We start from the raw sequence: 11056 nt of genomic DNA, 5'->3' as shown, positions 1-11056 counted from the left end.
CCGGCGGGAAGCGGGCGCGTCCAACCGCGCAATTGCGACAATTTTAGCGATTGGCTAGACTCGCGCCGGCCTTCAACCTGTTGGCGACGACGATGACCGTAACGGACGATCCGCGCCTTGCCGTTTCCGCCGGCCGCAGCGTTCCCTGCGGCGCGCGCTTCCGCACCACGGTGCTCGCGCTGGCGTCGGCGCGCGGCGTCGCCCTGCCGGTGCTGGCTGCGGCGGCGCTGCTCCTGGTGCCCGAGAGCGCCGCCGATCCCGGACCGCGCGACGACGAGGGCGAAGGGCTGCTGGAGGTGGGCGGGGCGCTCGGCGCCACGCCGGACGCCGCGATCCGCCGGTCGCTCGCCGCCGCGCTGGCGCTTGCCGGACCCGGCGCCCGCATCCTCCCCGCCGAGGATGTCCGCCGCCTGGAAACCGCGGTGGAGACGCTCGGCTACCGCAACAAGACATTGGCCCATGCGTTGAAGCGGCTCTCTTTCCAGCCGCTGGACGGCCGGATCACCGAGGTGCGCGACGCCGCCCGGCTGTTCGGTTTCATCAATGAATGGTGCTTCGACGAGGACGGGGTGCGCCGGCGCTTCCGCGAACTGGCCCCGGTCTACCATCCCGATACCGGGATCGTCGCCTGCCGCGAGCGGATGGCCCAGTTGATCGACGCCCGCAACCTGCTGGTCCGCCATGTCCGGACCGTCTACAGCTCCGGAGACTGGGCGGCGCGGCGCGGCGGGCCCTCGGCCTGAGGGTGACGCGAGGGGCGGTGCCCCTTACGTCTCAAGCCCGATCGCCTCCTCGACGATCGCCTGTTCCAGGATGGTGTCCTCCAGGACCGCGCCGGTCAGGTCGGCGCCGGTCAGGTCGGCCTCGCTGAGGTTGGCGCCGCGGAGATCGGCGCCCGCGAGGTTGGCGCCGCAGAGGTTGGCCTTGCGCAGGTCGGCCTTGCACAGCAGCGCCATGCCGAGGCGGGCACGCTGCAGGTTGGCGCGCCAGATGTGGCCGCTCATCGACTGGATGTGCACCGGGCCGAGCTGGGCGCCGGTCAGGTCGGCGCCTGTCAGGGTGGCACGCTCCAGATTGACCCCGCGCAGGTCGGCGTTCGACAGGTCGGCGTTGCGCAGGTCGCCCAGCGACAGGTCGGCGATCGCCATCACCGTGCCGGTGAGCGAGGCGCCGCGCAGGGTGATGCATTGCAGGATGGCCGCCGACAGGTTGATGCCGTCCAGCTTCCGCCCGGACAGGTCCAGGGTCGACAGGTCGGCGCGCTTGCCGGCCTTGCCGCCGCTGTCGATCCAGGACAGGTGTTCCACCAGCAGGTCGCGCAGGTCGTCTTCCGGATTCTCCAGCGTCTTCGCCAGCACCGCCGCCTGGATGTTCGGCGAGCGGAGCTGGGCGGCATCGAGGATCGCGCCGATCAGGGTGGCGCCGCTGAAGTTGGTGCGGTTGATGGCGCAGCCGGTCAGCACCGCTCCCGACAGCCGGGCGCCCGACAGGTTCGCCTCCGTCAGGTCGGCGTCGGTCAGGTCGCAGCCGGTCAGGTTGGAGCCGGTCAGGTTGGCGCGCATGAACTTGGTGCCGCGCAGGATGGCGTCGGTCAGGTCGGTCTGCATGACGAAGGCGTTGGCGACCTTGGCCCGCGACAGGTCGGCGCCGCGGATGGTCGCCGCCGTCAGCTCCGACGTCAGCACCGAGTCCTCGTACTCCTGTGCGAACATCTCGCCGCTGGCGTCGTAATGCAGCAGCGTGCCGTCGCGCAGGTCGACCTCGACCAGCGTCGCCTCGCTCAGCACCGCGCCGCGCAGGCAGGCGCCGCGCAGGTCGGCCCGGCGCAGGTCGGCCCGCTCCAGGCTGGCCAGCCGCAGGTCGGCGGCATAGAGGTTGGCGTTGGCGAGGTTGGCGCCGGTCAGCCGGGCGCTGAACAGCTTGGCCCCGGACAGGTCGGCGTCGGACAGGTCGATGCCGGACAGGTCGAGGTGCGACAGGTCGCGCATCTTCAGGTTGGCGCGCACGCCGCCGGGTTGGCTCTTGCGGAAAGCCTGGTGCCGCAACAGGATCGCATTGAGCTGGCTCTGGCTCAGCTTGCTGCGCGGACTGTTGGAGCCGAAGCCCTGGGCGGACGACATCGCCGGAATACCTTTTCGAATAAGCCCTGCCGAGTGGGTCGCCCATGATCGGTGAAAGTCGCCAAGAAACCGTTAAGTGGCGGCCGGTTGTGACAAGTGTCGGACCGATAACGGCGCAGGGGCAAGGGCGATCTTCGGAGGTCCGCCGCATCTCCTTGCAACTGTTGACTCCGGCCTCCGCCTTCCTCTATGGTCCGCCGACCTGTCTTCCGCCAAGCCGATAGACCGGGTACCCCGGCCCCATGCCGGGTATCTCCGCCAGTCCGCGAGTGTCGCGCACTGGCGCTTTCGTGCTTGTGCGGGCGGCGAGCCGTAACTGGGGAACAGTGAACGCATGTTCGAGGGCCTGACCGGACGCCTGGGCGACATCTTCGACAAGCTGCGCCGCCGTGGCGCGCTGACCGAGGAGGACGTCTCCGCGGCACTGCGCGAAGTTCGCGTGGCGTTGCTGGAGGCCGACGTCGCGCTGCCCGTCGTCAAGCAGTTCGTCACCCAGGTGAAGGAACGCGCCGTCGGGCAGGAGGTGCTGAAATCGATCACCCCCGGCCAGCAGGTCATCAAGATCGTCCACGACAACCTCGTGGAGATGCTGGGCGAGGGCGCCGACATCAACCTCAACGCCGCCGCCCCGGTGCCGATCCTGATGGTCGGCCTGCAGGGCTCGGGCAAGACCACCAGCACCGCCAAGATCGCGCTGCGCCTGAAGACCAAGGAGCGCAAGAAGGTCCTGATGGCCTCGCTGGACGTTCGCCGTCCGGCCGCCCAGGAGCAGCTCAAGGTGCTGGGCGAGCAGACCGGCGTCGCCACGCTGCCGATCGTCGCCGGCCAGGACCCGGTCGCCATCGCCAGGCGCGCCATCGAGACCGGCCGCCGCGAAGGCTACGACGTGGTGATGCTCGACACCGCCGGCCGCCTCGCCATCGACGAGGAGCTGATGGCGGAGGTCGCGGCCGTCCGCGACGCGACCAAGCCGGCGGAGACGCTGCTGGTCGCCGACGCGATGACCGGCCAGGACGCCGTCACCGTCGCCACCAACTTCAACGACAAGGTCGGCATCACCGGCATCGTGCTGACCCGCATCGACGGCGACGCCCGTGGCGGCGCCGCCCTGTCGATGCGCCAGATCACCGGCAAGCCGATCAAGCTGCTGGGCGTCGGCGAGAAGATCGACGCGCTGGAGCCCTTCCATCCCGACCGGGTCGCCGGCCGCATCCTCGGCATGGGCGACGTCGTCTCGCTGGTCGAGAAGGCGGTCGAGACCATCGACAAGGAAGAGGCCGAGAAGCTCGCCCGCAAGATGGAGAAGGGCCAGGGCTTCGACCTTGACGACATGGCGATGCAGTTGAAGCAGCTCCGCAAGATGGGCGGCATGTCCGGCCTGATGGGGATGCTGCCGGGCATCGGCAAGATCAAGGACCAGATGAAGGACGCCAACATCGACGACGGGATGATCAAGCGCCAGGAGGCGATCATCTCCTCGATGACCAAGGCGGAGCGCAGGAATCCGGACATCATCAAGGCGTCGCGCCGCAAGCGCATCGCCGCCGGCTCCGGCACCTCGGTGCAGGAGGTCAACAAGCTGCTCAAGCAGTTCGAGACCATGCGCGGGATGATGAAGCAGGTGCAGAAGCTCGGAAAGAAGGGGCTGATGCGCGGCGGTCTCGGCAACCTGCTGCCAAAGGGATTGGGCGGCTTCGGCGGCAAGGGACCCTTCGGATAAGGATCCGCGCCGGAGCGCTCCATGGTTTTCCGCCCGACCGGCGGAGCACGGTTAACTGTTTTGACTTGAGAAGAGAAAGTTTCGACCAATGGCTCTGAAGATTCGTCTGGCTCGCGGTGGTGCGAAGAAGCGTCCGTTCTACTCGATCGTCATCGCGGACGCCCGCAGCCCGCGTGACGGCCGCTTCGTCGAGAAGATCGGCACCTACAACCCGATGCTGCCGCGCGAGCACGAGCAGCGCATCGTCCTGAACGCCGAGCGCGCCAAGCATTGGCTGTCGGTCGGCGCCCAGCCGACGGAGCGCGTCGTCCATTTCCTGGCCAATGCCGGCCTGGTCGAGAAGCCCGCCGTCCGCGAGACCCCGAAGAAGTCGGCTCCGAAGGCGAAGGCCCAGGAGCGCCTGAAGGCCGCCGCGGCCGCCGCCGCTTCGGCCGAGGGTTGAGGCCGGGGGCAGGGGTCAGGGACGCGACGTGCCGGGCGATCCACCGATGAACACCAGGGCGATGAATGCCGGGGCCGCGGGCTCCAGGGTCTGCGTCGGCCAGTTCGCGGGATCGCACGGCGTGCGGGGGCTGGTGAAGCTGCGCAGCTTCACCGCCGAGCCCGCGGACGTGGCGACCTACGGACCCCTGTTCGACGAAGCCGGCGCCCGCCGCTTCGGCGTGACGCTGCAGGGCATGGTCAAGGACAACTTCCTGGCCAGGGTCGACGGTGTCGCGACGCGCGAGCAGGCGCAGGCGCTGGCCGGGGTGCGGCTCTACGTCGACCGCGCCGCCCTGCCGGAGACGGAGGACGAGGACGAGTTCTACCATGCCGACCTGATCGGTCTGCGGGCGGAACTCGCCGACGGAACCCTCTACGGCACGGTGAAGGCGGTCTTCGACTTCGGTGCCGGCGACATGCTGGAAATCCGCGTCGGATCGGGCGCCCTGGAGATGCTTCCCTTCTCCAAGGCCTGCGTTCCGGTGGTGGACGTCCCGAACGGTCGCGTCGTCGTCGACCTGCCCTCGGTGGTCGAGGCCCGTGAGGGCGATGGCCGCCAGGCGGAGGACGGCGACGAGCCGCAGGACGGCCGGGCCGGCGGGGAAACGGAGCCGTGAACCACGGCGCCGAAGGACCGCGCGCCTGGACCGTCCGGGTTCTGACGCTGTTCCCGGAGATGTTTCCGGGGTCGCTCGGCCACTCGTTGGCCGGCAAGGCGTTGGAAAATGGGGTGTGGGCACTGGAATCGGTGGACATTCGCTCGTTCGCGCGCGATAAACACCGCTCCGTCGACGACACCCCCTTCGGCGGAGGGGCCGGCATGGTCATGCGGCCCGACGTGCTGGACGCGGCTTTGGCCGCGACGGCGGGGCCTGCGGGGGCACCGGGACGCGGCCGGGCGATCTATCTGTCGCCACGCGGACGGGTGCTGAACCAGGAGCTGGTCAAGGAGCTGGCCGCCACCCCGGTGGTGACGCTGCTCTGCGGCCGGTACGAAGGGGTGGACCAGCGGGTCCTCGATGCGCACGGCCTCGAAGAGGTCAGCCTCGGGGATTTCGTGCTGTCCGGCGGGGAACCCGCCGCTCTCTGCCTGATCGATGCCGTGGTGCGTTTGCTCCCCGGCGTCATGGGCAATACGGAGACGGCGGGCGAGGAGAGTTTCGAACGGGGGTTGCTCGAATACCCCCACTACACCCGGCCGGCGGTCTGGACCGACGGCCAGGGTGTGGATCGCGTGGTGCCGGAGGTTCTGCTGTCCGGTCACCATGGAAAGGTCAAAGCCTGGCGGCTTGCCGAGGCGGAGAGGATCACGGAGGCCCGACGGCCCGACCTGTGGTCGCTCTACCAGGCGAGCCGTCCGGCGGAGCGTGGTACGAAACGTGTCAAGAACGAGGGTCGACGGCAGGCTCGCCGGCACGACCCGAAACCGGAGTGACGGTCCGCCGCGAGGCGCGCCGATTGAAAAGGGGTAGTGCTATGAACCTGTTGCAGCAGCTCGAGCAGGAACAGATCGAGAAGGTCCTGGGCGACAAGAAGATCCCGGTCTTCTCCTCGGGCGACACCGTGCGCGTGAACGTGAAGGTCGTCGAAGGCACGCGCGAGCGCGTCCAGGCCTATGAGGGCGTCGTGATCGCCCGCAAGAACGCCGGCCTGAACAGCTCCTTCACCGTCCGCAAGATCAGCTACGGCGAGGGCGTGGAGCGCGTGTTCCCGCTGTACTCCCCGCGCATCGACTCGATCGAGCTGGTCCGCAAGGGTGCGGTCCGCCGCGCCAAGCTGTATTACCTGCGCGATCTGCGCGGCAAGGCCGCTCGTATCTCCGAGCGCACCACCGGCCGCGGCATGAACACGAAGAAGGCCGCCGAGTAAGGCGCCTTTCCTTCGGTTCCAGGTTCATAGGTCCGGCGCCCGGCTTCGGCCGGGCGTCCTCTTCCCGTCACCATCAGCCAAGTTCAAGGAGTAGGCGCCATGAAGCGCACGTTCCAGCCCTCGAAAATCGTGCGTAAGCGTCGTCACGGCTTCCGCGCCCGCATGGCCACCGTTGGCGGCCGCAAGGTGATCGCCCGCCGCCGCGCCCGCGGCCGCAAGGTTCTGAGCGCCTGAGCCCCGCCATGGCGCCGCCGGACCGCAGGGTCGGGCGCCTGATGCGGCGGCCGGAGTTTCTGGCCGTGGCCGGGACGCGCCGCAAGCATGTGGCGCCCGGCCTGATCCTCCAGGTGCGCCGGCACGACGACAGGCAGCGGCCCGCCGACGGCGAGCCGCCGATCCGTCTCGGTCTGACGGCGAGCCGCAAGGTCGGCAACGCGGTGGTGCGCAATCGCGCCCGCCGCCGTTTGCGTGAGGCCGCGCGGCAGATTCTCACCGTCCACGCCGCTCCCGGCCACGACTTCGTGCTGGTTGCCCGCGGCGATACGGCCGAACGGCCCTGGACGGACCTGCTCGGCGACCTGACCGCCGGGCTGAAACGCCTCGGCCTGTGGCGCGAGGCGGAAGGCTGAGGGGGGCCGCCATGCTGCGCATCGCCGGCCTCACCCCGCTCGCGCATCTTCTCCGCGCGCTCGTCTACCTCTATCGCTGGAGCTTGTCGCCCTTCGTGGGCTGGCAGTGCCGTTTCCAGCCGACCTGCTCCTGCTACGCCATCGACGCGCTGGAAAAGCACGGAGCCATCCGGGGGGGATGGCTGACGCTGCGCCGGCTCGGGCGTTGCCATCCCTGGGGCGGTTGGGGCTGGGACCCCGTGCCCGAACCCGCCCGCAAGGCCCCGGCTGCGCCGCAGCGACGCGGCGGGACGGCAAAAGGGCATGCCGCGGTTGCCCAGCCCGGCGAAAACCCGTAACAAGGCCGCGCACACGCCGCCCTTCTTCCAAAGGCCCCACGGCAACCGGACGCCATGACCGACCAACGCAACCTCATCATCGCGATTGCCCTGTCGATCGCCATCCTGCTGGGCTTCCAGTACTTCTACGAGAAGCCCCGGGTGGAGCAGCAGAAGCAACTCGCCGCCCAGCAGGCCGCCCAGACGGAACAGTCGGTTCCCGTCCCCGCTCCCGGCGTGCCCGCCGCGCAGCCCCCCGCTTCGGCCGAGGTTGCCAAGGACCGCAGCGCCCTGATCGCCGAGCAGCTCGCCGCCGGCACGCGGGTGAAGATCGACACGCCGCAGCTCCACGGCTCGGTCAATCTGCAGGGCGGCCGCATCGACGACCTGACGCTGGCCAACTACCACGAGACGCCGGACCCCAAGAGCCCGGAGATCGTTCTGCTGGCCCCGGCCGGGACGCCCGCCGCCTATTATGCCGAGTTCGGCTGGGTGCCGCAGGGCGCCGGCGTCGCCTCGCCCGACGAGAAGACCCGCTGGACCGCCAACGGCACCGCCCTGACCCCGGACAAGCCGCTGACGCTGACGTGGGACAACGGCCAGGGCCTGGTGTTCGAGCGCAAGATCGCCGTCGACCCCGACTTCATGTTCACGGTGACCCAGACGGTGCGCAACGCCGGCTCGGCCCCGGTCACCCTGCTGCCCTACGGCCTGGTGTCGCGCACCGGCACGCCGCACACCTCGGGCTACTACATCCTGCATGAGGGTCCGCTCGGCGTCTTCAACGGCTCGCTGACCGAGGAGAAGTACGACGCGGTCGCCAAGGCCGGCACCATCACCAAGGACACCACCGGCGGCTGGATCGGCATCACCGACAAGTACTGGCTGGTGTCGCTGGTGCCCGACCCGAACGAGAAGGTGACCGCCCGCTTCGTCCACAGCCAGGTCGCGAACACCGACCGCTACCAGACCGACACCATGGGCGCCCCGGTGGAGCTCGCCCCCGGCGCCACCGTCGAGAACACCGGCCGGCTGTTCGCGGGCGCCAAGCAGGTGCACCTGCTGGACCGCTACTCCGAGACCCTGAACATCAAGAACTTCGACCTGGCCATCGACTTCGGCTGGTTCTACTTCCTGACCAAGCCCTTCTTCTACGCGCTGGACTTCCTCGGCCGCGTCATCGGCAACTTCGGCGTCGCCATCCTGGTGCTGACCGTCTGCGTCAAGGCCGTCTTCTTCCCGCTCGCCAACAAGTCCTACCAGGCGATGAGCAAGATGAAGGCGCTGCAGCCCAAGATGCAGGAGCTGCGCGAGAAGTTCGCCGACGACCAGCCGCGGATGAACCAGGAGCTGATGGCGCTGTACAAGCGCGAGAAGGTGTCGCCGGTGTCCGGCTGCCTGCCGATCCTGATCCAGATCCCGGTGTTCTTCTCGCTCTACAAGGTGCTGTTCGTGACCATCGAGATGCGGCATGCGCCGTTCTTCGGCTGGATCCACGACCTGTCCTCGCCCGATCCGACGAACCTGTTCACGGCGTTCGGCCTGATCCCGTGGAGCCCGCCGGCCATGCTGCATCTCGGCCTGTGGCCGCTGATCATGGGCGTGACCATGTGGTTCCAGCAGAAGATGAACCCGGCACCGCCGGACCCGGTGCAGCAGAAGGTGTTCCAGTTCCTGCCCATCGTCTTCACCTTCATGCTCGCCGGCTTCCCGGCCGGCCTGGTGATCTACTGGGCCTGGAACAACACCCTGTCGGTCCTGCAGCAGTGGACCATCATGAAGCGCATGGGTGTGAAGGCCTGATCCGTCAGGCAGCGGTCCCCCCCTGCTCAATGTCCGAGACCTGCCGCCGGCAAAGACCCTTGACGGGACTTTGCCGGCGGTATGTTTTTTAGCCGATCCCAACGAGAGCGCCCGCCATGACCACCCCCGACACGCCGGCCCCCAGCACCCCCAGCATCGTTTCCGGCTTCGACGAGGCCGCGCTGGAGGCCGGGCGGCTGCTGTTCGCCAAGGAGTGCGACTTCGTCTGGGGCGCCAACGCGCTGAACCAGCTTCCGGAAGCCGACCTGCCGGAGGTCGCGTTCGCCGGCCGCTCCAACGTCGGCAAGTCGAGCCTCGTCAACGCCCTGACCGGGCGCAAGACGCTGGCCCGCACCTCCAACACGCCGGGGCGCACGCAGCAGCTCAACTTCTTCAACCTCGGCAACCGGTTGAAGCTGGTGGACATGCCCGGCTACGGCTACGCCAAGGAGTCGAAGGAGAAGGTCGAGGCGTGGAACGACATGGTGCGCCGCTTCCTGCGCGGCCGCGTCACGCTGCGGCGGGCACTGGTGCTGGTCGATTCCCGCCACGGGCTGAAGCCGAACGACGACGAGATCATGCGGATGCTCGACCAGACCGCGGTGCCCTACGTCGTCGTGCTGACCAAGGCCGACAAGGTCAAGCCGACGGAGCTCGACAAGGTCCGCGGCGCCACCGCGCTGGCGCTGAAGAAGCACCCGGCGGCCTTCCCCGACATCCACGTCACCAGTTCCGAGAAGGGCACCGGCATCGCCGAGCTGCGCGCCAGCCTGGCGGCGCTAGCCGCCGAATGAGCGAGGAGGGCATCGGGCAATGAACGGGCTGTCTCCGGCGCTGCTGTTCCTCCTGCAGGCCCTGCTGCTGATCGCCGGGCCGTTCCTGCTGTGGCGGATCGGCGGCGGCCGCCACGTCGCGCCGATGGTCGTCATACAGATCATGTTCGGCGTGGCGCTCGGCCCGTCGCTGTTCGGCCGGCTGATGCCCGAACTGTGGGGCGTGCTGTTCGCCCCGGCCGCCCTGGCGCCGCTGTCGGGCCTGTCGCTGCTGGCCGTGGTGTTCTTCGCCTTCCTCACCGGGCTGCATCTCGACCCGGCGGAGTTCCGCGGACGCGGGGCGGCCTTCGCCACGGTGTCGCTGTCCAGCATGCTGGTGCCGACGCTGCTCGGCGGGGCGCTGGGCTGGTGGCTTGCCGGCGCCTTCCCGGCGATGTCAGGGCCGCACGCGACGCCCGGCCTGTTCGCCGCCGGCTTCGGCATCTGCGTCGGCGTCACCGCGCTGCCGGTGCTGGGCGCGATCCTGCGGGAGATGGACCTGCTGGGCGACCGGGTCGGGCGGCTCGCCCTGGGCTATGCCGCGGTGAACGACGCGCTGCTGTGGCTGCTGATCACCGCGGCCCTCGCCTGGTCCTCCAGCGGCGGGAGCGGCAACTGGGCGGTGGCCCGGATCGCCCTGCTGGGGTTCGCCTATCTCGCCGCCACGGTGCTGGTGGCCCGTCCGCTGCTCGACCGGTTGCTGGACCGGCTGGCGCCGGACGGGCGGATGGGCGAGATGGCCGTGGTGGTGATCTGCACCGCCCTGCTGGCCTCGGCGGCGGTGACCGAACTGATCGGCCTGCACTACATCCTGGGGGCCTTCATCGCCGGCACCGCGATGCCCCGCCGCTTCGCCGCGGCGATCCTCGACCGGCTGGAGCATTTCTCCACCCTGATCCTGCTGCCCTTCTTCTTCACCCTCACCGGGTTGAAGGTGACCCTGATGCTGGACGACCCGGCGCAGTGGACGGTCTTCGCGCTCGCCAGCCTGGCGACGCTTGCCGGCAAGATGGCCGGCACCACGCTGCCCGCCCGCCTGACCGGGGAAAGCTGGCGGGATGCGCTTCGGCTCGGCACGCTGATGCCGTGCAAGGGGCTGATGGAGGTCATCGTGCTGACCGTGCTGCTGGAGGCGGGCGTGCTGTCCGGCCCCTGCTTCTCGGCGATGGTCCTGATGGCCGTCGCGGTGACCGCGCTGACGCAGCCGATGACGCTGCTGGTCGACCGGCTGCGGCCGGTGGCGGGGCCGGCGGCGGCGGTTGGCGGCGGCGGCCGGCGGCAGCTATGAACCCTGAAATTGCCC

The 11056-nt window shown here is 69.3% G+C and carries 13 protein-coding genes; 12 read left to right on the top strand and 1 reads right to left on the bottom strand.

The window, feature by feature from the left end; all coding sequences use genetic code 11:
- Window positions 1-50 precede the first annotated feature (50 nt).
- A complete protein-coding gene (locus tag J2850_RS25215; protein WP_246513519.1) occupies window positions 51-743 on the top strand; it encodes a hypothetical protein in 693 nt (230 codons plus the stop codon).
- A 24-nt stretch (window positions 744-767) separates the two neighbouring features.
- On the opposite strand, the gene J2850_RS25210 is transcribed toward J2850_RS25215, so the two are convergent.
- Complete coding sequence (locus J2850_RS25210; protein ID WP_209988101.1) at window positions 768-2120, bottom strand: pentapeptide repeat-containing protein; 1353 nt, start codon at window positions 2118-2120, stop codon at window positions 768-770.
- Between the two features lie 334 nt (window positions 2121-2454).
- On the opposite strand from J2850_RS25210, the gene ffh reads away from it, so the two are divergent.
- The 11 genes from ffh (at window position 2455) to J2850_RS25155 (ending at window position 11041) form a co-directional block, all read left to right on the top strand.
- Window positions 2455-3840 carry a signal recognition particle protein gene (gene ffh / locus J2850_RS25205; RefSeq protein ID WP_209988098.1) on the top strand — a complete coding sequence of 462 codons (1386 nt, stop codon included), beginning with the start codon at window positions 2455-2457 and terminating at the stop codon, window positions 3838-3840.
- Between the two features lie 88 nt (window positions 3841-3928).
- A complete protein-coding gene (rpsP, locus tag J2850_RS25200; protein ID WP_209988096.1) occupies window positions 3929-4282 on the top strand; it encodes a 30S ribosomal protein S16 in 354 nt (117 codons plus the stop codon).
- A gap of 28 nt (window positions 4283-4310) precedes the next feature.
- Window positions 4311-4940 (top strand): ribosome maturation factor RimM, encoded by a 630-nt coding sequence (gene rimM, locus J2850_RS25195; protein ID WP_307354523.1) that lies wholly within the window; start codon window positions 4311-4313, stop codon window positions 4938-4940.
- A 59-nt stretch (window positions 4941-4999) separates the two neighbouring features.
- Window positions 5000-5758, top strand: a complete 759-nt coding sequence (trmD, locus tag J2850_RS25190; RefSeq protein ID WP_246513523.1) for a tRNA (guanosine(37)-N1)-methyltransferase TrmD — start codon at window positions 5000-5002, stop codon at window positions 5756-5758.
- Window positions 5759-5799: 41 nt separating this feature from the next.
- The gene (rplS, locus tag J2850_RS25185; RefSeq protein ID WP_209988094.1) at window positions 5800-6192 is read left to right on the top strand and encodes a 50S ribosomal protein L19; all 393 of its coding nucleotides are present in this window, start codon (window positions 5800-5802) and stop codon (window positions 6190-6192) included.
- 99 nt (window positions 6193-6291) lie between these two features.
- Window positions 6292-6426: a 50S ribosomal protein L34 gene (gene rpmH, locus J2850_RS25180; RefSeq protein ID WP_012973146.1), complete on the top strand. Its 135-nt coding sequence runs from the start codon at window positions 6292-6294 to the stop codon at window positions 6424-6426.
- A gap of 8 nt (window positions 6427-6434) precedes the next feature.
- On the top strand, window positions 6435-6821 hold the full coding sequence (rnpA, locus tag J2850_RS25175; RefSeq protein ID WP_209988093.1) for a ribonuclease P protein component: 387 nt from the start codon (window positions 6435-6437) through the stop codon (window positions 6819-6821).
- Window positions 6822-6832: 11 nt separating this feature from the next.
- Window positions 6833-7159: a membrane protein insertion efficiency factor YidD gene (gene yidD / locus J2850_RS25170; RefSeq protein ID WP_209988091.1), complete on the top strand. Its 327-nt coding sequence runs from the start codon at window positions 6833-6835 to the stop codon at window positions 7157-7159.
- A 54-nt stretch (window positions 7160-7213) separates the two neighbouring features.
- The gene (gene yidC, locus J2850_RS25165; RefSeq protein ID WP_209988090.1) at window positions 7214-8941 is read left to right on the top strand and encodes a membrane protein insertase YidC; all 1728 of its coding nucleotides are present in this window, start codon (window positions 7214-7216) and stop codon (window positions 8939-8941) included.
- 116 nt (window positions 8942-9057) lie between these two features.
- Window positions 9058-9735, top strand: a complete 678-nt coding sequence (gene yihA / locus J2850_RS25160; RefSeq protein ID WP_209988088.1) for a ribosome biogenesis GTP-binding protein YihA/YsxC — start codon at window positions 9058-9060, stop codon at window positions 9733-9735.
- A gap of 19 nt (window positions 9736-9754) precedes the next feature.
- Complete coding sequence (locus tag J2850_RS25155) at window positions 9755-11041, top strand: cation:proton antiporter domain-containing protein (protein WP_209988086.1); 1287 nt, start codon at window positions 9755-9757, stop codon at window positions 11039-11041.
- Window positions 11042-11056 lie beyond the last annotated feature (15 nt).

This window comes from Azospirillum picis, from assembly GCF_017876115.1.
GTDB lineage: Bacteria > Pseudomonadota > Alphaproteobacteria > Azospirillales > Azospirillaceae > Azospirillum > Azospirillum picis.
The sequence above is the reverse complement of the archived record's forward strand: the minus strand, read 5'-3'. Positions and strand labels throughout refer to the sequence as shown.

Bases quoted from the DNA above. Each gene is read 5' to 3' on its own strand.
- J2850_RS25210 (WP_209988101.1), bottom strand. From the start codon at position 2,120: ATGTCGTCCGCCCAGGGCTTCGGCTCCAACAGTCCGCGCAGCAAGCTG.
- ffh (WP_209988098.1), top strand. From the start codon at position 2,455: ATGTTCGAGGGCCTGACCGGACGCCTGGGCGACATCTTCGACAAGCTG.
- rpsP (WP_209988096.1), top strand. From the start codon at position 3,929: ATGGCTCTGAAGATTCGTCTGGCTCGCGGTGGTGCGAAGAAGCGTCCG.
- trmD (WP_246513523.1), top strand. From the start codon at position 5,000: ATGTTTCCGGGGTCGCTCGGCCACTCGTTGGCCGGCAAGGCGTTGGAA.
- rplS (WP_209988094.1), top strand. From the start codon at position 5,800: ATGAACCTGTTGCAGCAGCTCGAGCAGGAACAGATCGAGAAGGTCCTG.
- rpmH (WP_012973146.1), top strand. From the start codon at position 6,292: ATGAAGCGCACGTTCCAGCCCTCGAAAATCGTGCGTAAGCGTCGTCAC.
- rnpA (WP_209988093.1), top strand. From the start codon at position 6,435: ATGGCGCCGCCGGACCGCAGGGTCGGGCGCCTGATGCGGCGGCCGGAG.
- yidD (WP_209988091.1), top strand. From the start codon at position 6,833: ATGCTGCGCATCGCCGGCCTCACCCCGCTCGCGCATCTTCTCCGCGCG.
- yidC (WP_209988090.1), top strand. From the start codon at position 7,214: ATGACCGACCAACGCAACCTCATCATCGCGATTGCCCTGTCGATCGCC.
- yihA (WP_209988088.1), top strand. From the start codon at position 9,058: ATGACCACCCCCGACACGCCGGCCCCCAGCACCCCCAGCATCGTTTCC.
- J2850_RS25155 (WP_209988086.1), top strand. From the start codon at position 9,755: ATGAACGGGCTGTCTCCGGCGCTGCTGTTCCTCCTGCAGGCCCTGCTG.